This window comes from Stenotrophomonas sp. CFBP8994 (genome assembly GCF_034044835.1).
In the GTDB taxonomy this organism is placed as follows: Bacteria; Pseudomonadota; Gammaproteobacteria; order Xanthomonadales; family Xanthomonadaceae; genus Stenotrophomonas; species Stenotrophomonas rhizophila_A.
Window position 1 is genome coordinate 737,429 of record NZ_JAXCWT010000002.1, and the last position, 22,492, is coordinate 759,920.

Here is a 22,492-nt window from a genome sequence, read left to right on the forward strand (position 1 = left end):
ATTCCCCCCTACAATCCCCCCATGAGCGAAACCACCATCCTCGTAGCCGACGACCACCCGCTACTCCGCGCCGCCGTCGTCCACTCCCTGCGCCAGGCTCTTCCGGCCGTCCAGGTCATCGAGGTTGCAAGCGCACAAGCCCTTGAGGCCGCCCTCAACCAGCACCCGGAAATCGAACTGGTCCTCTTGGACCTGACGATGCCTGGCGCCAGAGGCTTCTCCTCACTCCTGCACGTACGCGGCTCCCACCCGGACATCCCGGTGGTCATCGTCTCCTCCAACGACCACCCGCGCGTCATCCGCCGCGCCCAGCAGTTCGGCGCGGCCGGCTTCATCCCCAAATCCGCCCCGGCCGAAACCATCGGCCAGGCGGTGGCCGCAGTACTCGACGGCGGCCTCTGGTTCCCGGCGATGGCAGCAGAGCGCAGCGAATCCGACGCATTGCTCGCAGCCCGCCTCGCCCAGCTGACCCCCCAGCAATTCCGCGTGCTCCTGTGCCTCGCCGATGGCCTGCTCAACAAGCAGATCGCCTACGAACTGGGGCTTGCTGAGAACACCGTAAAAGTCCACGTAACCGCCATCCTGAAAAAGCTCGAGTGTGTCAGCCGCACCCAGGCAGCGGTACTGGTAAAGGCCCTCGAACCAGAAGGCGACGCAGGCGCAGACCTCACCTAGGCACTACGCACGTGGCAACGCGGTGCAAACCATGCGTTGCCCCAACCGGTAGGGTCGCATCCCAATCGACCGCCGATACGGCCGATCATCACGATAACGGCATGACCCAAACCGAAGGCGCGCTCTTACCTCAGGTCGCGAGAACCCGGTAACGATCTCAAGGACGAGCCAAACCATGCCACCGACGGGCGAGCAGATCTTCGCAAAATGCCTGAAAGCAGTGCTCCTGATGGGAACGGGCTACTTCCTGTTCGCACTAGGCAGCTTGATGGTCACGATGTCGTGCACACCGACCGGCCCCTCAGGCGCCTTCATGTGGTCATGGCTGCTCTCGCTGCCGTTCGTAGGTTTGTACTCAAGGGTCGACCTCCTGCCGAAGGGGCTCTTCAAGGCCAACGTAACCTACGTGCGCATAGCCGCTGCATGTCTGCTATCAATCGAAGTGGCAGTCGCCGCGCATCTGGGTGCCCAACTCTCATCCTGCAAGGGCATGAACGAAGGAGCGATGGTTCCCCCGGCCGCTTTCCTGATGCTCTACACGGCGATAGCGCTTTCACTGCTGTTCGGAGACGGCTGGCTGGGCGTGATTCGCCATGTGCTCCGCCGCGGAAGAAGACCGTTCGACTTTTTGAACCCCGATGGGTCACAGCCAGTTGCCATACAACCCCGCACTCAGCGCCGCAAAAGGAAGCGTCGGCGATAGCCCGGGAAGGGCTAAAGCGACTGGTAGAGCGGACTGTTAGTCCGCTGCTCTCCGCGCAGGGCCAAAGACCACGCAAACGACAGCGCACGAATTCCCTGGGGTTCCAGACTCCCGGGGCAGGTATGCGATCAAAGGAGAGCCTGAAATGCAAATAGCTTCCACAAAAGCGGTGCAGCTCGCATCGGGGGCCATTGAGTCGTAGTGAATGCAGCTATTCTTGGTGCGCGCATTGCGTCCCGTTAAGATCTGCGACCTGCCGTGTAGAGCATGACCCAGCGCCGATGGAAGCTCGGTGTCAGTCGCGCGTTGGCGAAACGCAAGCGCCGTTGAAAGCCGGCCGCCCGTAAACCATCGGTAGGGTCGCATCCCAATGACTGCCAACCTTGTTCGGCAGTGCGATCTCGGCATGATCCCAACCAAAGACGGCGTTTCGCTAGAAGCCAAACACGTACCAACGGCACCAGCGCCGCTCCCGGTTCCAGCCGAGCCGATTGACGCGTCAGGCTAGTTCTACGTGCAACGTAGGGAGCGCCCGATGGTGAAGAGACAGTTCTGTACGCAGAATGCCTGTGCGGATCGGTCGCCTCCAGTCTCGAAATCACCCAACTCAAACGCAAAAAACCCGCCAGCGGCGGGTTCCTGAAAAAAGACTGGCCCCGCGAGCGGGGCCAGTACGTACCTAGTGTCATCACCAGTAATGGTGGCTGGGAGAGGACGTGTTCCTAGGGCTGCAAACGAAGGCTAGCAGAACTTCCCATTGAAGAAAAGTGAACTGAAACATGGAATGGCACCAGATGGAGCGGAACTTCTCATCCGCACGGATTGAGCGATACCGTGCGGCTCGTGCCGGCGATAGAGTCTTGGCAGCTGCGGACTACGCCCGCAATCTGCAACTGGCCGAGTCGATGATGCCAATGTTGAATGTTCTGGAGATTGGGCTTCGCAACGCGGTTCATAGACGCCTGACGCAGCTGTATCGAAAGGAGGACTGGTGGCGTGAATGGTCGGGTCGTTCGGACTTCGCCAGAGTGCTCGGCTCAGTCAATGAAGCCCAAAGCAAGCTGATAGCACGTCGTGAACGAGTCACTTCCGACAAAGTGCTGGCGGAGCTGACCTTTGGCTTCTGGTGCAGTCTATTCAATGCAAGCTACCAGGACGAGCTCTGGAAGCATCTGCGCCTCGCATTTCCTGCTTGCCCTCGCGATGAACGACGCAGAAGAACCGTCTCCGGCGCGCTGAATCAAGTTCGAGCACTTCGCAATCGGGTCTTCCATCACGAACCGTTGCTATGGCTGACACCGAGCCTCAATGAGCAGCACAGCACGGGCGTAGCCTTGATCGAATGGGTCGATCCTACCCTCGCTGCTTGGCTGGCGCGGCACGACCGCTTCCCGGAGGTGTGGTCAGGCCACCCAAAGCGGTGGCGGGCCGCAGACAACCAGTAGGCTCGGATCCGGAGCGACCGTCGACCCTGTCCGGCAGCGCGGTGTCAGGATGATTCGCACCGAAGGCAGATCTTGCGGTTGAGACTGCGCCTTCTACGCGCCGATACTCCATTCGTGCAGTCGGCCTGGGCGCAACCCAATCCAACCGAGGGAGCTCCCTCGGCCTTCTGTCAGTTGCCGATTGATCCCACCGGAACGCCAGAAACACTGACCTTCTTCCCACGTGTTCCGTGTAGTGCGAGGGAGTCCCGCCGCGCCTAGACACTCATGAAGGCATCCATCCACGGCGCACGCCACTCGCTATGGAGGTCCCGCCTGACCAGGCAGGAAAAGCGTCTAGGTTGTTCGCCGGGCAATTCTCCCATAATCGTTCCCTCAATCAACTGGTCGTCGTACCCGAGCGGGAGCCCGGTTGAAAGAAGGCGAAAAGACACGTCGCTTGCGCCAGATCCTCCTCCCTCAAATCGCTCCATGGAAGGAAACATCTGCGACAGGCCAGGCGACGCTGGTCTTACGGAGACGCTGGTAATAGCGTGCTTGTCGTCGACGCCGGAAACCTCGATAAAAAGGTTATAGGGGGACGCGCGGGTACGTGGTCTGCTCGGGTCGTAGGAGCCGGTGAGCCTTACATGCAACGTCGCATCGCCAGCCGCGCACTGCGTGTCCTCGTAGTCGTAGTAGGTAAATCTGTCGAACATCAGCACGAACAGGACCACCAGCGTGGATGCGATGGCTCCGAGGTAGATGATGGTAGATGCCTGAACTCTGTTCATTTCATCTCTCTCTCCAATCGACCGCCGACCCTGTCCGGCTGCGCGGTGTCGGTATTGACCTGGCCGGAGCTGCGTCTTCCAGGCGGGGCATTCCTTTGCCGCGCCGATCATCTGTCCGTGCAGTCGGCAGGTGCGCAACCCAGCCTCGGTTTCTGCGCGAATAGTATCCCTTTCCGTGTTGATTGCGACGAACCAAAGTGTGCGCCTATCAACACCCGGATATCATTCAAAACAAGCGATTTAACTTTGCGCGCTGCATGGTGCATGGTGTTGCCTCGGAGCTTGAAATCTCCTCGAGTACAACGATTGTGGACGTCCTATGTCGGGAGGGTGGCGAAATACAACACCCTCGCGGGAATACGTCATGCCGTGTGTACTCGAGCGGTTTCAACCTCCCGACTCCCTCGCCATTCCGGCGAGGGAGACTTCCTTGGAGGTGGCAAATGCGTCGTTTAAGTTCGGATCTGCATTCCAACGAACAGCCCCAAACCCGCATCGGCATGCATGTGCCGGAGAGTCTGCGTGTCGGATCCTTCTCACATCCCGGTGGTCATCCCCTGCCGGACGGGGGCCGCATTCCTTGCCTGGTGCTGCGCGGGATGTGGATGGACCGGTTTGAGCTGCCGGTGGGCAGCCGTGTGATCGTGGAAGTTGAGAGCAAGCGCATCACGTTGACGTTGGATGAAACGCCGATTCCGGTGCCGTACCGGTATCTGGACCACACCCCGAGGAAGGGTCGCCGGGTGGCGGATACGACAGCCAAAGAGGCGTCGGAGTAACCCGGCTTGGGCCGATGTCTCGGGATGCATCCGGTAGGGTCGCATCCCGATCGACCGCCGACCTCGTTCGAACGTTCGGTAATGGTATGACCGTCAGCGAAGAAGCGCATTTAATTCAGAGGTCATGCGTTCGTCGCACGTAGCAACGTTGCGTGCAGTCGACCGGGGTCCGACCCTACCGAAGCAGCCGGCGGATCCCGGTAGGGTCGCATCCCGATCGACCACCGACCTCGTTCGAACGTTCGGTAATGGCATGACCATCAACGAAGAACAGCATTTCGCGCTGGTGAATTACACTGGATTACGCCCGGTGCCGCACCAGCAACTGCGTCATCAGCGCCCGCAAGGCCGGCGGGCGCACCGGCTTGGACAGGAAGCCCCAGCCGTTCTCCGCTGCCTGCGCCTTCAACGCATCATCGCGTTCGGCCGTAACCAGAATCACCGGCGGCCGTGCCTTCCACAGCTCGCACAGCTGCTCGTACAGGTCCGGCCCATGCCACTGGCCCATGCGTACATCCAGCAGTACCAGCTGCGGCACGTTCAATGCAGAGGCAATCTCCAGCGCGGCATGCGGGCCATCGGCCAGCTCCACCCGGCAGCCCCAGCGTTCCAGCAGGGCGCGGGTAGCCGCACAAACACGCGGGTCATCATCAATGCTCCACACCCGGCACTGCCGCAGCGGGCTGTCATCACCCGAATCCGCAGACACCACCGGGGCAGGGGCGGGCGCCGGTATCGCGTCGGCGCTGCCCAGCGGCACGGTCACGGCGAACACGCTACCGCTGCCCAGTGTGGAGCGTAGGCTGATGCGGTGCCCCAGCAGCCGCCCGATGCGCTCCACGATCGCCAGGCCCAGCCCGGCCCCGCGCTCCTGGTCCACGCCATCATCCAGCCGCCGGAATTCCTCGAAGATCTCGCCCTGCAGGCTCTCCGGAATACCCGGGCCCTGGTCATGCACTTCAATGCGCAGCTGGTCGCCTACCCGGCGGCACCCGATCAGCACCCGCCCACGCGGCGTATAGCGCAGTGCGTTGGAAAGGAAATTCTGCAGGATGCGACGCAGCAGCGCCTCATCGCTTACCACTACCGCACGGGTGTCCACCCAATCCAGCCGCAGCCCACGCGCCTTGGCGGCAATGCCAAACTCGCGCGCCAGTGTTTCCAGCAACGGCGACAGCGCAAACGCGCGCACATGGGTCTGCAGCGTGCCCGATTCCAGCCGCGAGATATCCAGCAGGCTGTTGAGGATGGAATCCTGCGCGGCCAGTGCAGCATCCACATGCTCGCTCAGCTCGCGCGCATCGCCACTCAGCTTGCCGCGCAGCACCGAGACGAACATGCGCGCCGCATTGAGCGGCTGCAGCAGGTCATGCACGGCCGAGGCCACGAAGCGGGTCTTGTAGCGGTTGGCGCGCTCGGCCTCGCGCCGCGCCTCGTCCAGGTCGCGGGTACGCTCGGCCACGCGGTGTTCCAGCGCATCGGCCAGCGAGCGCAGCTCACGTGCGGTGTTCTTGTAGGCGGTGATGTCCGCGTAGCTGGTGACGAAGCCGCCATCGGGCAGCGGGTTGCCACGAATCTCCAGCACCGTGCCGTCGTCCTTCTCGCTCTCGCGCATGTGCGGCCGGCCGCTGCGCAGGTGGTTCAGGCGACGCTCGATGGCCTCGTCAATCGGCCCCGGGCCGAGCAGGCCACGGCGGGCGTTGTACCGAAACGCCTCGGCAATGGGCACACCCACCCGGATCAGGTCCGGCGGGAACCGGAACAGCTCCAGGTAGCGCGCATTCCACGCCACCAGCCGCTGCTCGCTGTCGATCACCACCACGCCCTGCGGCAGGTGCGCCAGGCTGCGGCTGAGCCCGCTGTCGGCCTGCTGGGCGGCCTGCAGCACGCCGTCCTGCGCGGTGCGCAGTTCCTGTGCGTGCTGCTGCAGCACCGCCTCCAGCTCCAGCCGGCTGCGCTGCCGATGCGAGGCCAGGCGGCGTCGCTGCTGCACGAACAGCGCCAGGAAACAGAGCGCCAGCCAGATGCCGCCGGCGGCCAGGGCAGTGCTGCGGCCTACGGCGGCGCTGGCGCCGGCATCGTGCAGCAGGTGCAGCTTCCACTGCGGGTCATCCAGCACGTAGGTCTGCCACAGCATGGGGCGCGGCAGCGAGGGCTGCTCCAGCCGCACCATGCGGCCGCCATCGGCCAGCACATCCAGCGTGCGCGCCTGCAGCGGTTGCAGTGAACGGTCGGCGTACTGGCGGGTGGCCAGCATCTCGCTGCGCTCGGCCGGGGAGAGCGGGCGCAGCAGGCGGTAGCGCCATGCGTCGCCGTTGGCCAGGAACACCACGTCATGCGCATCGCTGGCCATCACGATGTCGGTGCTCTGCAGCCATTCCTGCTCCAGCGCCCGCAGCTCGATCTTGATCGCGATGACACCCAGCACGTCGCCGTCGTGGTTGAGGATCGCCTGCGACAGGAAGTAACCCGGCACCGCCGTGGTCATGCCGATGCCGTAGAAGCGCCCGGTGCCCTTGGCCATGGCCTGCTGGAAGTAGGGCCGGTAGCTGTAGTCCTCACCCACATTCGTGGTGGGCTGGTCCCAGTTGCTGGCGGCCACGGCCACGCCATGGCGGTCGATCAGGGTCAGGGTGGAGGCGCGGGTGACGTTGTTGGCCTGCTGCAGTTTCAGGTTGAGCCGGTGACGCTCGGCGTCATCCAGCGGGTTGCTCACCGCCTGCAGCAGTTCCGGGTCCAGTGCCAATAGCTGGGGCAGGGTGCGGAAGCGATCGATGCGCTGCTGCAGCGTCTGCGCGTACAGGTCCAGCTGCCGCCGCACCTGGCTGCTTTCGGCCGCGAGGGCGCGCTGCTGGGCATAGCGGCCGGCAACCAGGCCAGCCAGGAGCGTACCGCCCACCATGACCAGCAGGGTCAACAGCAACGGGCGGTAGCGGGAGACGCGGTACATGGCGTCAGTTTACGGCGTGCCGGCGGGTGCGCGTTGCACGCACCCGCCGTTGAACATCAGAAGTGAACCTGCGCCCGAAGCTCGAAGATCTCCGGCTTGGTCCGCACACCGCGACGGCTGGCATCAGCCCACACGTAGTTCGCCTGGAACTTGAAGTGGCTGGTCAGGTACCAGTTGGCGCCCACGGTCCAGTCGTGCTGGCGGCCACCGAACACGTCGGCGTCGTCCAGGTCGATGCGGCTGTAACGGGCCAGCAGTTCCACCGCGCCGTAATCGTGCGCCGGCTTCACGTTGGCCACCGCACCCGCGCTGTACGGGCGCGATTCGCCGGTGACAATCCAGCTGCCCATCACGTACTGGCCATCACCGGTGTAATCCGGCTTGCCATCACGGGTGACGGTGGTGCGCAGCGCTTCGGCCTGCACCGAGAACGGGCCATGGATGTAGATGCCCTCCAGGCCGGTGCGGCGGATCTGGTCGGCGGTGACCAGCGAGCCCGAATCCACCAGGCGGATGTCGGTCAGGCCGGCTTCCGGGCGTGCGCGCAGGCGGGCGCTGGCATTGAAGTGCACATCACGGCCGTCGCGGTAGCCGCGCGGGTTTTCCTGCGAATAGGCCAGGCCCAGGTGGATCACATCGCCCGGTGCCTTCACCGGGGTCCACACGCCGCGCACGGCCTGGGTGGTGCCGGGGTTGTCACCCTGCAGGTCCTTGCCGCCATAGGCGCCCACCTGCATCAGGTACTGCGGGCGCTCCAGCACCCACTCGGCACCGGTGCGGCGGCCGGCGTAGAAGGCCTGCACGGGCAGGGCGGTTTCCACGAAACTGCCGGCGCGCGAGGAGGTGTTGGAATCCAGGCCGACCGGGGTCTTCATGTAACCGAAGCGGAAGCGGCCCACGTCCTTGCCGAACAGCGCCTTGCTCTCGAAGCGGAAGAACACGTCCAGCCAGGTGTCGGCCTGGAAGTCGTAGTACACCATCGCGTCGTACACGCCCTTCTTCTTCAGGGTCGCGCCGAACTCCTTGCGGCGCACCGCATCGTCATCTTCGAACGCGTCGGCGCCCGAGAAGTCGTTGAGGTCGTAGGCGATGTTGGCAGTGGCGGCCAGTTCGGTGCCGTCGCTGAAGGACACCTTGGTCGGCCAGTTGTCCCAGTCCGCGGCGGACGCGGCGAGGGGGGCGGACAGGGCGGTGAGGGCGATAAACAGGGGGGTCAGGCGCATGGATATGGTCTGGCTTCTAAAAAGTGGGGCAGAACAACAACGGCCGCGAGCGGGAAAACTGTTGGGCCACAAGGCCCGGAACGACACGGCCACCCGCCGCCGTGGGGGCGCGGTGCCCGTGCAGTGTAGGCACTGGGCTTGGCTGAACAGGGGGGCTAGTACCAATAGGTTATCTGCGTGGCGATGCAGCGGGCGTAAAAAGACCACGCCCGATGCCGCCGCCTGCGGCCGGCATCCCCGTGACACTGCCGGAGTTTCCCATGCACGTTCCCACCGCTGCCCCGCTTGCAGCCAAGCCGTTGCCGTTCTACCGCCAGCTGTATTTCCAGGTGGTGGTGGCGATCGTGCTGGGCGCCATCCTTGGCCATTACGAGCCGGCCTTCGCCGAATCGCTCAAGCCGCTGGGCGATGGCTTCATCAAGCTGGTGAAGATGATCATCGCCCCGGTGATCTTCCTGACCATCGTCACCGGCATCGCCGGCATGACCCACCTGCGCACCGTGGGCCGGGTGTTCGCCAAGTCGATGGCCTACTTCCTGTTCTTCTCCACCCTGGCGCTGATCGTGGGCATGGTGGTGGCGCACGTGGTGCAGCCCGGCGCCGGCATGAACATCAACCCGGCCGACCTGGACCAGACGGCGGTGCACAGCTACGTGGAAAAATCCCACGAGCTGACCCTCACCGGCTTCGTCATGGACATCATCCCGTCCACGCTGGTGAGCGCGTTCGTGGATGGCAACATCCTGCAGGTGCTGTTCGTGGCGGTGCTGTTCGGCATTTCGCTGGCCCTGGTGGGTGAGCGCGGCCGCCCGGTGCTGACCTTCCTGGAGGCGCTGACCGCCCCGGTGTTCCGCCTGGTGCACATCCTGATGAAGGCCGCGCCGATCGGTGCGTTTGGTGCCATCGCCTTCACCATCGGCAAGTACGGGGTCGGCTCGCTGATCAACCTGGCCTGGCTGGTGGGCTCGTTCTACCTCACCGCGTTCCTGTTCGTGGCAGTCATCCTGGGCGTGGTCTGCCGCCTGTGCGGGTTCTCGGTGTTCAAGCTGGCCCGCTACCTGAAGGCCGAACTGCTGCTGGTGCTGGGCACCTCGTCCTCGGAATCGGCGCTGCCGTCGCTGATGGAAAAGATGGAAAAGGCCGGCTGCAGCAAGTCGGTGGTGGGCCTGGTGGTCCCCACGGGCTACTCGTTCAACCTGGACGGCACCAACATCTACATGACCCTGGCCGCGCTGTTCATCGCCCAGGCCACCAACACCGAGCTGACCCTGGGCCACCAGATCGCGCTGCTGCTGGTGGCGATGCTCAGCTCCAAGGGCGCCGCCGGCGTGACCGGGGCGGGCTTCATCACCCTGGCGGCCACCCTGGCGGTGGTGCCGGAAGTGCCGGTGGCCGGCATGGCGCTGATCCTGGGCGTGGACCGCTTCATGAGCGAATGCCGCTCGCTGACCAACTTCATCGGCAATGCGGTGGCCACGGTGGTGGTGTCGCGCTGGGAAGGCGCGCTGGACCGCAACCGCCTGGCGCTGGCCCTGGATGGCCGCGAGGCCGAGCTGCCGCCGCTGGCCACCGACGACCTGCCTTCGCCGCTGACCGCCCCGGCGCGCTGAACACGCCCCTCCCCCTGATGTGTGTGCAGCAGGTCCGTGCCGTCCCCCCTTGGGCGGCACGGCCTGCTTTTTCATAGGGGTTTCCGGTGATGTAAGTTGTCATCGGAGCCCGTCAGGCTGGCGTGGCATACGCCGGCGCACGGCCTGCCTGATGTGCGGTCGCAGCATGATCGCGACAGCGTAGCGACAGGTCCAACACCGCCAACGGGGGTATGATCCCCTGTTCCTCTCGCCCATTCATCTGCAGAAAGCGATGTCCAACGAAGATTTCAAACAGGCCGCCCTCGACTATCACCGCATGTCGCCGCCGGGCAAGATCAAGGTCACGGCGACCAAGCCGATGCTGACCCAGCGCGACCTGTCGTTGGCCTATTCGCCGGGCGTGGCCCACGCCTGCGAAGCCATCCTGGCCGACCCGCAGCAGGCCAGCGAGCTCACCGCCCGTGGCAACCTGGTGGCCGTGATCTCCAACGGCACCGCCGTGCTGGGCCTGGGCAACATCGGCCCGCTGGCCGGCAAGCCGGTGATGGAAGGCAAGGGCGTGCTGTTCCAGAAGTTTGCCGGTATCGATGTGTTCGACATCGAAATCAATGAAAACGACCCGGACAAGCTGGTCGACATCATCGCCTCGCTGGAGCCGACCTTCGGCGGCATCAACCTGGAAGACATCAAGGCGCCGGAGTGCTTCATCGTGGAGCGCAAGCTGCGCGAGCGGATGAACATCCCGGTGTTCCATGACGACCAGCACGGCACGGCGATCATCGTCGGCGCCGCGGTGCTCAACGCCATGGTCGTCACCGGCAAGAAGATCGAAGAAGTGAAGCTGGCCACCACCGGCATGGGCGCCGCCGGTGTGTCGTGCGTGAACATGCTGGTCTCGCTGGGCCTGAAGCCGGAAAACATCCTGGCGTTCGACCGCGAAGGTGTGATCCACACCGGCCGTGCCGACCTGGACCCGGAAAAGAAGCGCTATGCCCGTGATACGGACAAGCGCACGCTGGCCGAGATCGTCGATGGCGCCGATATCTTCCTGGGCCTGTCGGCCCCGGGCATCCTCACCGCGGACATGGTCAAGACCATGGCCAAGGACCCGGTGATCTTCGCGCTGGCCAACCCCACCCCGGAAATCATGCCGGAAGTGGCGCGCGCGGTGCGCCCGGATGCGCTGATCGGCACCGGCCGTTCGGACTACCCGAACCAGATCAACAATGTGCTCTGCTTCCCGTACCTGTTCCGCGGTGCGCTGGACGTGGGCGCCACGGCGATCAACGAAGAAATGAAGATCGCCTGCGTGCACGCGATCGCCGCGATGGCACGCCGCGAAGCCAGCGACCTGGGTTCGGCCTATGGCGATGACACCCCGAGCTTCGGCCGCGACTACCTGATTCCGCGCCCGTTCGACCGCCGCCTGCTGGTGGAGCTGTCGGCCGCCGTGGCCCAGGCCGCGATGGATTCGGGCGTGGCCACGCGCCCGGTGGCCGACATGGGTGCCTACCGCGAGAAGCTGGCCCAGTTCGTCTACCGCACCAGCCTGATGATGAAGCCGGTGTACGACCGTGCGCGCGCGGACAAGCAGCGCGTGGTGTACGCCGAAGGCGAAGAAGAAGTGGTGCTGCGCGCGGTGCAGAACGTGGTCGACGAAGGCCTGGCCTTCCCGATCCTGATCGGCCGCCCGGACGTGATCGAATCGCGCATCGAGCGCATGGGCCTGCGCATGAAGGCCGGCGTTGATTTCGACGTCACCAACATCAACGACGACCCGCGTTTCAACGACTACTGGCAGTACTACCACAACCTCACCGGCCGCCGCGGCGTGACGGTGGCGGCGGCCAAGAACCTGATGCGCTCGCGCCCGACCCTGATCGCGGCGGTGATGGTGGCACGCGGCGAAGCCGATGCGCTGCTCACCGGCGTGGTGGGCCGTTTCCACAAGAAGCTGGGCTACGTGCGCAGCGTGCTGCCGCTGGAATCGAAGGTCACCTCGACCTCGGCCATGACTGGTGTGATCAACCAGCAGGGCGTGTTCTTCTTCGTGGATACGCACGTGCAGGAAGACCCCACCGCCGAGCAGATCTGCGAAGCCACGCTGCAGGCGGCCTACCGCATGAAGCTGTTCGGGATCGAGCCGAAGGTGGCGCTGCTGTCGCACTCCAACTTCGGCAGCCACGATTCCAAGGACGCACTGAAGATGCGCACCGTGCGCGAGCTGCTGCTCAAGCGCAACCCGCGTCTGAACGTGGACGGTGAAATGCAGGGCGATACCGCGTGGGATGAAGCGCTGCGCCAGAAGCTGCTGCCCGACAGCACGCTGAAGGGCCGCGCCAACCTGTTCGTGCTGCCCAACCTGGAAGCGGCCAACATCGCCTACAACCTGGTGCGCGTGTTCACCGACGGCGTGGCGATCGGCCCGATCCTGATGGGCGTGGCCAAGCCGGCGCACATCCTGACCACCAGCGCCACCTCGCGCCGCGTGCTCAACATGACCGCCATTGCCGCGGTGGATGCGCAGATCCGCAAGCAGCTGGAAGCAGAGAAGGCTTAAGCGCCTTCGCTGCATCCGGCGGGAAACGCGAATGGGTAGCTACCGACCGTTGGTCGGTAGACCTTGAAGAAGGGACCGGTGCACCGCACCGGTCCCTTTTGCATTTGATGTTTCCCCGTGTACCGACCAACGGTCGGCACCTACCGTGTGCACGTCGTCCGTGCTTCACGGCCGCAATCTCTCCGCAGTCCCGGCGTCACCCGCCTGCAACCTCCAACGGGCCAAATACCCCCACGCGGCCCGGCCGTGGCGGTGGTCCGCTGGACCCCGCCACCCTGGGCCCGACCACTTCCCCCCTCTGGAACAGCGCCATGCGCACTCGTCCTGCAAAGCGGTACTTCAAGCAGTTGTTCGCGTTGTATGCGGGTCTTGTAAGCGGCAGGTAAACCGAAAAGGGGGCGCATCGCGCCCCCTTTTCTTCACGGTGCGGCAGGCGCCAGCAACTCCACTTCTGCCAGCTGCATCCGGCCCGGCCCTTCAATCCGCAACCGGTACTCGGCATAACGGCCCGGCTTGGCGATCCGGAACGGACGGGTCTGCTGCTGCCACTCGAACGTTTCACCGCTGCGCTGGTCCAGCGTGACCCAGCTGCCACCGGCCGTGCGTGCTTCCAGGGTCCACTTGCCACCCCGGATCGGCGCATTGCCGCTGGTCAGGGTGTACATCGACGGCGTGCCGTCAGACACCCCGGTGAACACCACGCTGCCCTTGCCGCCGAACGGCACGACGGTGCCGGCGTCATCATCGGTCAGCGCCGCCAGCACCTTCCCATCATCCAGCTGCGCACGCGCGCCGCTGCCCAGCAGGTCATGCAGAATCGCCGGGCGTTCACCGCGCGCGGTCAACGAGCGCGGCGCATCGTCCGGCCCGGTGCCCCACCTGGACGGCGCCGGACCCATCTCGAAGTCCAGCGTGGCGCCCTTGGCAATCACCTCATGCGGCACCCACGTTTTCGTCCACGGCTGGCCGTTGATCTTCAGAGACTGCACGTAGACGTTGCGGTCCGAATTTTCCGGGGCATTCACGGTCAGCACCGCGCCGCCCTGCAGTTCCACCTTGGCATGCCTGAACGCCGGCGAGCCGATCGCATATTCCGGCGAGCCCATGCGCAGCGGGTACAGGCCCAGCGAGGCCAGCACATACCACGCCGAGGTTTCGCCGTTGTCCTCATCGCCCGGGTAGCCCTGGCCGATCTCGCTGCCCACGTACAGCCGCGACAGGATCTCGCGCACGTGCTGCTGGGTCTTCCACGGCTGCCCGGCGTACAGGTACATCCACGGAATGTGGTGCGAGGGCTGGTTGCTGTGCGCGTACATGCCCATGCGCACATCGCGTGCTTCGGTCATTTCATGGATGGTGCCGCCGTAGGAACCGGAGAATTTCGGGTCGGCGGTTTCCGGGGTGCTGAAGAACGTATCCAGTTTTTCAGCCAGCTTTTCGCGGCCACCGTACAGGCCGGCCAGGCCTTCGCCATCGTGCGCGGCGGTGAAGGCGAACGTCCAGCCGTTGGATTCGGTGTAATCGTGGCCCCACACGCGCGCATCGTAGTCCTTCGCAGCCACGCGCCAGCTGCCATCGTCCTTGCGGCCCTGGAAGAAGCCGGCGGCCGGGTCGAACACGGTGGCGTAGGTGCCGGCGCGGGCGCGGAAATACGCCGCTTCGGTGCTGTAGCGCTCGCGTGCGGCGGGGCTGCCGGCGGTTTTCGCCAGCGCGGTGGCCATGTTGGCGATGCCGAAATCGTTGAGCGCGCCTTCCATCGTCCACGACATGCCTTCGTGCACGTCGGCGCTGGCGTAGCCACGGAAGGTGGATTTATCCATGCCCTTGCGGCCGACATGGCGGTCCGGCGGCACCACGGTGGCGTTCTTCAAGGCGGCCTGGTAGGCCTCATCCGGATCGAAGCCCTTGATGCCCTTGAGGTAGGCATCGGCGAAGGCCACGTCCGAACTGGTGCCCACCATCAGATCGGCATAGCCCGGCGAGGACCAGCGCGCCACCCAGCCACCGGCGCGGTACTGCTCCAGGAAGCCCTGCACCAGCTGCCCGGCATCGTCCGGGGTGAACAGTGCATACGCCGGCCAGGTGGTGCGGAAGGTGTCCCAGAAGCCGTTGTTGACGTACACCTTGCCATCGCGGATCGGTGCGAAGCTGCGCACCGCGCTGCCATCGGTGTTGTCGTCGGCGGCGCTGGCCTGGCTGGCGTAACGCCAGTCGGGGGCGGCAGCGGTACCGGCATTCTCAAACCCGGAATTCGGGTACAGGTACAGGCGGTACAGGCTGGAATACAGCGTGGTCTTCTGGTCGTCGCTGGCCTGGCCGATGTCGAAGCGGGCCAGGCGCTGGTCCCAGGCGTCCTGTGCGCGGGCGGCGACGGTAGCGAGCGTGTCGTCAGCTGCCAGTTCCAATGCCAGATTGTGGCGGGCCTGCTCGACCGAGATCAGCGAGGTGGCGATGCGCATGGTCACCCGACGGTCGCTGCCCGGGTCGAACTTGATGTAGCCGGTGGGCCGGCCGCTGTTGATGGTGCCGCTGCTGCGCCAGGGTCGGTCGAAGCTGGCCACCACGTACATGCGGGTAGCGCCGTTGGACAGGCCGCTGCGCGTATCGGTGTAGCCCGACAGCGTCTGCGTGGCCGCATCCAGGGTCAGTCCGCCACGCGCGTCGACATTGTCGAACAGCAGGTTGGCATCGCCGTCCTTGGGGAAATCAAACTGGAACAGTGCGGCATGGTCGGTCGGCGCGATGGCGGCGGCAATGCCGTTGTCGAAGCGCACCGCATAGCGGTACGGGCGCGCGCTTTCGCTATCGCGCGAGAACGACAACGCACGCTTGGCGCGGTCCGCTTCCGGCACGCCACGGGTGGCCGACGGCATCACCTGGAAGGTCTGGCGGTCGCCCATCCACGGGCTGGGCTGGTGGCTCAGGGCCAGTGCCTGCAGCTGCGGGCGGTTGGCAGCGTTGTTCTGTTCGTTCCAGCGATACAGCCAGTTCAGCGCGCCGGCATCGGTCACCGGGGTCCAGAAGTTGAACCCGTGCGGCACCGCCGTGGCGGGGAAGTTGTTGCCACGCGAGAAGGTGCCGTTGGCCTGGGTGCCGCGGGTGGTGAGCACCCAGTCGGACGGGCGGGCCGGGGCGGTGCGCGGCTGGCTGTCCAGGCGTACATCGTCGATCCAGCCGGACACCGGCGCGTTGGCGGCGCTGTCCAGATCCAGTTCGATGGCGACCACGCGACGGCCACGCAGTGCTTCCACATCGCCCAGGCGCACCGACTTGTGCGCCCACTGCTGCGGGTAGAGGGTCTTGGAATCCCCTTGGGCCTTGGCGCCGAGCGCAATCCCGTGCAGGTCGCGCGCGGCGCTGGCCGAGACCCGGCTGCCATCGTCCAGCACCAGGTCCAGCGAAACGTAGGTGGAGGCCACCGTGTCCTCGCCCACGATCTCCGGCAGCACCAGCCAGGACAGCGTGGTGTCGGCGTCGATGGTCACATCGGTGCTGAACAGCGTGGTGCTGGCGGTGCCGCCGGCACTGGCGTAGTGCAGGGCACGCAGGCCGCTGTAGCCCACCCCGGGCTTGGCCGCATACGGCGCTTCCGGGCCCTTGCCGATCTTCACCTGCACGTCGCTCTTGCTGGCCTGCGGGGCGGGTTCGCCGGGCTCGAAGGAGGTCTGCAGGCCCTGCGCGAAGACGGGCAGGGCAACCGGCGCGCAGGCCAGGGCGAGGGCCAGCGGAAGCAGGGCGCGGCGGGCAGGGCGGGGGTGCGGCAGGGTCATGCAGGGATCTCCCGGGTGGGACAGGCGGCAGGCGGAGCCCGCATCGGCGACTTCGGCAGACAGCATCACGCCGGCCGCCTGGAAGGGCAGTCGAAGCGATGCAGGTCCGGCGGGGGACGGGCCATGCGATCGGGTGTTTGATCGGAACGCACCCGATCCTGCAACACCCGGAGCGGGCTTGGCAAGTGAAATTAGTTCGATCTAAACCCGGAAAAATCGCATATCGGCGTTTTGCTGGCGGCGTCCCGCACGGAACCGGCCGCGCCGCGCGCGGCGCCCCGGGTGCTAGAATCGAGCCCCTCGCAATTCCTTTCCGTGCCCCGCCATGAGCCATACCGCCACCGCGCCCGCCAATGCCGAAAAGCGTTACACCGTGCACCGCAGCGACCTGCCGCTGAGCTGCCCGACGCCGGAGATGGCGCTGTGGAACTCGCACCCGCGCGTGTACCTGCCGATCGAAGACGAGCCGAACTGCGAAGCCGCGTGCCCGTACTGCGGTTCGGTCTTCGTGCTGGCCGACTGAGCGGGCGGAACCGAACGTGCGCCGACTGACCGTGGTGCAGCTGCTGCCGGCGCTGCACTCCGGCGGGGTTGAGCGCTCGACGCTGGAAATTGCCGCCGCGCTGGTCGCGGCCGGGCACCGCGCCATCGTGGTTTCCGCCGGTGGCCGGCTGGTCGAGCCGCTGCTGGCCAGCGGCGCCGAACACCTCACCCTGGATATCGGCCGCAAATCGCTGTGGACGCTGCGCCACGTGCGCACGCTGCGCAACCTGCTGGCCGAAACCGGCGCGGACATCGTGCACGCGCGCTCGCGCCTGCCGGCCTGGCTGGGCTACTACGCCGTGCGCAACCTGCCGGCGGCCACCCGCCCGCACTGGGTGACCACCGTGCATGGCTTGAATTCGCCCAGCCGCTACAGCGCGGTGATGACCAGCGGCGAACGGGTCATCTGCGTGTCCAACTGCGTGCGCGAATTCGTGCTCCAGCATTACCCGAGCGTGCCCCCGGAGCGCCTGCAGGTGATTCCCCGTGGCGTGGATACCGCGCAGTTCCCGCGCGTGGGCCGCCAGGACCGGCGCCCGCGCCTGGCGGTGGCCGCGCAGCATCCAACGCTGGCCGGCGATGCGCCGCTGCTGTTGTTGCCGGGCCGTGGCACCCGCCTCAAGGGGCATCGCCATGCGCTGGGGCTGCTGGCCGCGCTGCATGCGGCCGGGGTGCGGGCGCTGCTGTGGATGCCGGGCACCCGCGAGCCGGGGCGTGAGCGCTACGTGGCCGAGCTGGAGGCGCAGGCGCGCAGCCTGGGCATCGCCGATGCGGTGCTGATGACCGCGCCGACCTCGCGCATCGCCGAGGCCTACGCCGCCAGCGATCTGGTGCTGCAGCTGTCCGACAAGCCCGAGGCCTTTGGCCGCACCGTGGTCGAAGCGTTGTCGGTGGGCCGACCTGTACTGGGCTGGAACCAGGGCGGGGTGGGCGAGCTGCTGCAACACCTGCAGCCATCCGGCGCGGTACCCTTGGGCGACGCCGGGGCATTGCAGGCGCGTGCGCTGCAGTTGCTGGCGCAGCCGCCGTCGCTGCCCTCGCGTATTCCGTTCACCCTGCAGGCGATGCAACGTGACACGCTCCAGCTCTATACCTCCCTCGCTGGCTGAGCCGGTCAAGGCGCCCGGTTCGCCGGGCTTCCGCGCGGGCCGCTGGGCGCCGTGGTGGGTCATTGCATTCGTGGCACTGCTGCCGCTGCCCGGCGTTGCCGAAACCGTACTGGGCCTGGGCGCGATCTACGCCGCCGCGCGCATGGTCCAGCTGCGTCTGCAGGGCAAGCAACGCATGCTCAGCAGCCCGGCCTGGGCGCTGACCAGCATCCTGTTCCTGGGCTACTGGCTGCCACAGGCGTTCTCCGCCTTCGATGCGATCGATCCGGGCGCGGCGTGGCGCAAGACCGCTGCCGGCCTGCGCTATCTGCCCTTCATGTGGCTGGTGGCGATCGCGGTGGCCACGCCGGAGCGACGCGCACTGACCCTCAAAGGCATTGCGCTGATTACCGGGGTCTGGACGCTGGACGGACTGGCGCAGGCCGTACTCGGTACCAGCCCGCTGTTCTGGTCGATGGACCAGTTGAAGTGGGCGATCAGTGGGCATGGCTTGTGTTCACCGGCGGAGATGGCGGCAGCCGATCGCCTGAGCGGCGTGCTGGGGCCGTGCAATCTCAAATTCGGCCAGGTGCTGGCGAGCCTGTCACCGTTCCTGCTGTTTGCCGCCGCCGCGCGCTTCGGCCGTTGGGGCTGGATGCTGGTGGCGGCTGCCGTGGGCGTGGTGCTGGTGCTGGCCGGTTCGCGCGCGGCGTGGCTGACCTATGCGCTGGTGCTGGTGTTTTCCGGCTGGCGCCTGCTCGGCGCGCGCGGCCTGCTCGCGTGCCTGGCGGTGGGCCTGGTGGCGGCGGTGGCACTGGCCGCCGGCTCGCACCAGGTGCGCGATCGGTTGGAGCGTACCGCGATGGCGTGGGAAGGCGAGAGCGATGGCGTGAACCAGGCGTTGTCCGGGCGCGCGCAGATCTGGGCCGCGGCGGGCTGCATGATCGAGCAGCATCCGATCAACGGCGTAGGCGCACGGGGTTTCCGCGATGCCTACCCCGATTGCAATCCGCGCCCTGAAGAACAGGAAGTGTGGGGCGCCGGCCCGGCGTTGCACGCGCACCAGATCCTGCTGGAGATCCTGGCCGAAACCGGCGTGCTCGGGTTGCTGCTATGGCTGGCCGCCGCGGCGCAGGCGTGGCGCGCGTGGCGCTTCGCACCGCTGCCGGCACGCGAGCGGGCCCGCCCGGCGATGCTCGCCCTGGCGTTCACTGTGTTCCCGATCAACACCCACCTGGCGTTCTATTCCACCTTCTGGGGCGGCCTAACGCTACTGCTCGCCGCCCTCTACGCAGGCAGCCTGCTGGCCAGCGACGACCCGTAGAGCCACGCCCTGCGTGTCTCAAGCAACGTCAGCCACTTCGTAGAGACACGCCATGCGTGTCCCACGTAACGCCGGCCACTTCGTAGAGACACGCCATGCGTGTCCAGCGCGATCCCCGACACCCCGCGCAGACACGCATGGCGTGTCTCTACAGGCCTCTGCACCATGCGTAGGGATACTGGCCCGCTTGCTCCGCCAACCCTGCCCGCAACGGGTTGGCAACGATGTAACGTGCGGCCTGCAACAGCGATTCTTCCCGCCTCAACGCATGGTCGTGATACCCGCGCTGCCAGACCCGGTCGCCACCCATCAATCGGCTGCTGCGCGATTTGAAGATGTTCATGCAGGTGGCGAGGGTGCCGGATCTGAGTTCGATCAACCAATGCACGTGGTCGGGCATCACCACCCAGGCATGCGTGCGGCTGCGACCGCTGCGCTCCACGTGGCGCATTGCTTCGATGACGGCGTGGGCGTTCTCGGGCACCTCGAACCATGGCCGCCGATGGTGGGTGACCGTGGTGAGGATGTAGAGGGCCCCGACCGCCGACACCCGCCCGCGTTGAAGGCGTGAGCTGGACATGGGAGCAGCGTGGGGCCGTGGGTGCGGACCGGGTATCGGCAGAAGCCACAGCCAGGCGTAGGGGCACGCCTTGCGTGTCAGGGCGTCAGCGCGTGGTAGCCGGCAGTACGTGGGACACGCATGGCGTGTCGCTACGCGGGGCGCGCGTTATTTGTAGAAATCGCTGCGGCCGCCCGGTTGGCGCTTGAAGCGGCGGTGGATCCACAGGTACTGGTCAGGGGCCTCGCGCACCATTGCTTCGATGGCCTGGTTGACCCGCGCGGTATCGGCTTCCACATCTTCGCTGGGGAAGTTCTCCAGCGGCGCGCCGATCTTCAGGAAGTACTTCCCGCCTTCGCGGCGGTGGAAGTACGGAATCACCGCGCAACCGGTCATCCGCGCCAGCTGGTGGGTGGCGGTGATGGTCGAGGCGGTGTGCCCGAAGAACGGCACGAACACGGTGTCCTTGCCGCGCATGTCCTGGTCCGGCGCGTACCAGAGGAAGCCGCCCTTCTTCAGGTGCCGCACGGTGGCGCGGATGTCCTCGTTGGCATACATCGCCTTGGCATAGCGCAGCCGGCCGAACTTCACCGCCCATTCGTACACCGGGTTGCGGTGCTTGCGGTACATGCCCGACAGGTCGACGTGGTCGCACAGCAGCCGCCCGCACATCTCCAGGGTCATGAAATGGCCCGATACCAGCAGCACGCCACGGCCTTCGGCCTGCATGCGATGCAGGTGCTCCAGGCCTTCCACCTGCACCTTCGGGCGGATGCTGTCGATGCTGCCCCACCAGGCCCGGGCGAATTCGAAAATGCCCACGCCCAACGCGTCGAAGCTGTCACGCAGCAGGCGCTGGCGCCAGGCGTCGTCCTTTTCGGGGAAGCACAGCTTGAGATTCACCTCAGCCGCGCGCCGGCGGCTGCTGGCCACATGGTAGGCCACCGTGCCCACGCCCCGGCCGAGTGCGCGCTGCAGGCCCCAAGGCAGCCGGGCGACCACAAAGGCGGCCAGGATGAAGGCGAAGGTCGGCCAGTGGCGGGGATTGCGCAGGGACGGCCGGGTAGCGGTGGAAGCGTTATCTGACATGCCCCGATTCTAAGTCATGCGTCCCCGCAGGTGCGTCAGCGGGGATCGGCCCGCTCCCGCATGTTTTTCCCGGTGCCGCTCCCGTATCCTCTGCGCATGCGTAAAAGTCCCGTCGAATGGATCCTGCGCGGCCTGTATTCGGTCGTGCTGTACCTGTTGCTGCCCATCACCGTGTACCACCTGGTCTGGCGCGGATTCCGGGTGCGCGAGTACTTCCAGCGCTGGGACGAGCGTTACGCTTCCTATCCCGATTCCACCGCGCAGCCGCGGGTCTGGCTGCATGCGGTCTCGGTGGGCGAGGTGAACGCGGCCGCGCCGCTGGTCAACGCGCTGCGCCAGCTGCGCCCGGACATTCGCTGGGTGATCACCACCATCACCCCGACCGGGTCGGAACGGGTGCGCTCGCTGTGGGGCGATGCGGTGGACCACGTGTACCTGCCGTATGACGTGCCAGGCAGCGTCGGCCGCTTCCTGGGCCACTTCAAGCCCAGCCTGGCGCTGATCCTGGAAACCGAGCTGTGGCCGAACCTGCTGTTCGGTTGCCGCGACCGGGGCATTCCGGTGTACATCCTCAACGCCCGGCTGTCGGCGCGCTCGCTGCGCGGTTACCGCCTGCTGCGCCCGCTGATCGGGCGCACGCTGCGCACCGTCACCTGCGTGGCCGCACAGTCGGCCGACGACGCCGAGCGCTTCATCGAACTGGGCGCGCTGCCCGAACAGGTCAAGCCGCTGGGCAACCTGAAGTTCGACATCGCCACGCCGAACGTGCGCGAGTTCACTGCCAGCTTCCATGCCGCCGTGCCCGGCACGCGCCCGGTATGGATTGCGGCCAGCACGCACGAGGGCGAGGAGCAGGCCACCATCGACCTGCACCGTCGCCTGCGTGCTGAAATACCCGGCCTGCTGCTGCTGTGGGCGCCGCGCCATCCCGAGCGCTTCCCGCGCGTGGAAGCGCTGGCGCGCGAGCAGGGCTGGAAGGTCAGCACGCGCCGCCAGCAACACTGGCCGCAGGCCGACAGCGACGTGTTCGTGATCGATACGCTGGGCGAACTGATGGCGTTCTATGGCTGCGCGCAGGTGGCGTTCGTCGGTGGCAGCCTGCAGCCGATCGGCGGGCACAACCTGCTGGAGCCGGCGGCCATGGGCACCGCCACGGTGACCGGCCCGCACCTGCACAACTTCGCCGAGATCTCCCGGCGCATGCGCGAAGCGGGCGCAGTGTTGATTGCCGATGACGTGGCCGGGGTGGGCGACGCCCTGCTGACGCTGCTGCGCGATCCCGAGGCGCGCGAGGACATGGCCAGCGCAGGCTGTGCATTGGTCAGCAACGGACGTGGTGCGCTCAAACGCACGGTGGAGCTGATTGCTCCGCAGCTTCCGCCGCCGCTGGACCCATGAAAAAAGCCACCCTTGCAGGTG

16 protein-coding genes are annotated in these 22,492 nt (G+C 66.2%); 10 read left to right on the forward strand and 6 right to left on the reverse strand.

Annotated elements, in window-relative coordinates:
• Positions 1-21: 21 nt before the first annotated feature.
• From SOM39_RS08045 to SOM39_RS08055, 3 genes are all read left to right on the forward strand, one after another.
• Positions 22-675, forward strand: coding sequence for a LuxR C-terminal-related transcriptional regulator (locus SOM39_RS08045; RefSeq protein ID WP_093533592.1), 654 nt, complete (start codon positions 22-24; stop codon positions 673-675).
• Between the two features lie 175 nt (positions 676-850).
• Positions 851-1,378 (forward strand): hypothetical protein, encoded by a 528-nt coding sequence (locus tag SOM39_RS08050; RefSeq protein ID WP_320458009.1) that lies wholly within the window; start codon positions 851-853, stop codon positions 1,376-1,378.
• Between the two features lie 779 nt (positions 1,379-2,157).
• Entirely contained in the window at positions 2,158-2,823 is a 666-nt protein-coding gene (locus tag SOM39_RS08055) for a hypothetical protein (RefSeq protein ID WP_320458010.1), read from the forward strand.
• 257 nt (positions 2,824-3,080) lie between these two features.
• Here the strand turns inward: SOM39_RS08055 and SOM39_RS08060 are convergent, their stop codons facing one another.
• Positions 3,081-3,596: a hypothetical protein gene (locus SOM39_RS08060; RefSeq protein ID WP_320458011.1), complete on the reverse strand. Its 516-nt coding sequence runs from the start codon at positions 3,594-3,596 to the stop codon at positions 3,081-3,083.
• A gap of 443 nt (positions 3,597-4,039) precedes the next feature.
• Between SOM39_RS08060 and SOM39_RS08065 the strand changes: the two genes are divergently transcribed.
• Positions 4,040-4,375 (forward strand): hypothetical protein, encoded by a 336-nt coding sequence (locus tag SOM39_RS08065; protein ID WP_320458012.1) that lies wholly within the window; start codon positions 4,040-4,042, stop codon positions 4,373-4,375.
• 301 nt (positions 4,376-4,676) lie between these two features.
• Here the strand turns inward: SOM39_RS08065 and SOM39_RS08070 are convergent, their stop codons facing one another.
• Both SOM39_RS08070 and SOM39_RS08075 read right to left on the reverse strand, forming a co-directional pair.
• The gene (locus SOM39_RS08070) at positions 4,677-7,325 is read right to left on the reverse strand and encodes a hybrid sensor histidine kinase/response regulator (protein ID WP_320458013.1); all 2,649 of its coding nucleotides are present in this window, start codon (positions 7,323-7,325) and stop codon (positions 4,677-4,679) included.
• Between the two features lie 56 nt (positions 7,326-7,381).
• The gene (locus tag SOM39_RS08075; RefSeq protein WP_217538612.1) at positions 7,382-8,548 is read right to left on the reverse strand and encodes an OprO/OprP family phosphate-selective porin; all 1,167 of its coding nucleotides are present in this window, start codon (positions 8,546-8,548) and stop codon (positions 7,382-7,384) included.
• 260 nt (positions 8,549-8,808) lie between these two features.
• Between SOM39_RS08075 and SOM39_RS08080 the strand changes: the two genes are divergently transcribed.
• Both SOM39_RS08080 and SOM39_RS08085 read left to right on the forward strand, forming a co-directional pair.
• Positions 8,809-10,158 (forward strand): dicarboxylate/amino acid:cation symporter, encoded by a 1,350-nt coding sequence (locus SOM39_RS08080; protein WP_095363097.1) that lies wholly within the window; start codon positions 8,809-8,811, stop codon positions 10,156-10,158.
• Positions 10,159-10,411: 253 nt separating this feature from the next.
• Entirely contained in the window at positions 10,412-12,700 is a 2,289-nt protein-coding gene (locus tag SOM39_RS08085; RefSeq protein WP_068853953.1) for an NADP-dependent malic enzyme, read from the forward strand.
• A gap of 419 nt (positions 12,701-13,119) precedes the next feature.
• Here SOM39_RS08085 and SOM39_RS08090 read toward each other — a convergent pair whose 3' ends face one another.
• Complete coding sequence (locus tag SOM39_RS08090) at positions 13,120-16,470, reverse strand: GH92 family glycosyl hydrolase (RefSeq protein WP_320458014.1); 3,351 nt, start codon at positions 16,468-16,470, stop codon at positions 13,120-13,122.
• Between the two features lie 325 nt (positions 16,471-16,795).
• On the opposite strand from SOM39_RS08090, the gene SOM39_RS08095 reads away from it, so the two are divergent.
• Genes SOM39_RS08095 through SOM39_RS08105 form a run of 3 tightly spaced genes read left to right on the forward strand, consistent with a single transcriptional unit; the run spans position 16,796 to position 19,425 of the window.
• Positions 16,796-16,993 carry a zinc-finger domain-containing protein gene (locus tag SOM39_RS08095; protein WP_068853951.1) on the forward strand — a complete coding sequence of 66 codons (198 nt, stop codon included), beginning with the start codon at positions 16,796-16,798 and terminating at the stop codon, positions 16,991-16,993.
• Between the two features lie 16 nt (positions 16,994-17,009).
• The gene (locus SOM39_RS08100; RefSeq protein WP_320458015.1) at positions 17,010-18,122 is read left to right on the forward strand and encodes a glycosyltransferase; all 1,113 of its coding nucleotides are present in this window, start codon (positions 17,010-17,012) and stop codon (positions 18,120-18,122) included.
• Entirely contained in the window at positions 18,103-19,425 is a 1,323-nt protein-coding gene (locus tag SOM39_RS08105) for an O-antigen ligase family protein (protein ID WP_414715864.1), read from the forward strand. Before SOM39_RS08100 ends, SOM39_RS08105 begins: the two co-directional genes overlap by 20 nt.
• 148 nt (positions 19,426-19,573) lie before the next feature.
• Here SOM39_RS08105 and SOM39_RS08110 read toward each other — a convergent pair whose 3' ends face one another.
• Together SOM39_RS08110 and SOM39_RS08115 are read right to left on the reverse strand one after the other, a co-directional pair.
• Positions 19,574-20,005, reverse strand: coding sequence for an REP-associated tyrosine transposase (locus SOM39_RS08110; RefSeq protein ID WP_320458016.1), 432 nt, complete (start codon positions 20,003-20,005; stop codon positions 19,574-19,576).
• Positions 20,006-20,152: 147 nt separating this feature from the next.
• Entirely contained in the window at positions 20,153-21,073 is a 921-nt protein-coding gene (locus SOM39_RS08115) for an LpxL/LpxP family Kdo(2)-lipid IV(A) lauroyl/palmitoleoyl acyltransferase (RefSeq protein WP_306987580.1), read from the reverse strand.
• A gap of 96 nt (positions 21,074-21,169) precedes the next feature.
• Here SOM39_RS08115 and waaA point away from each other — a divergent pair, with 96 nt between their 5' ends.
• Entirely contained in the window at positions 21,170-22,471 is a 1,302-nt protein-coding gene (gene waaA, locus SOM39_RS08120; protein WP_068853948.1) for a lipid IV(A) 3-deoxy-D-manno-octulosonic acid transferase, read from the forward strand.
• Positions 22,472-22,492 lie beyond the last annotated feature (21 nt).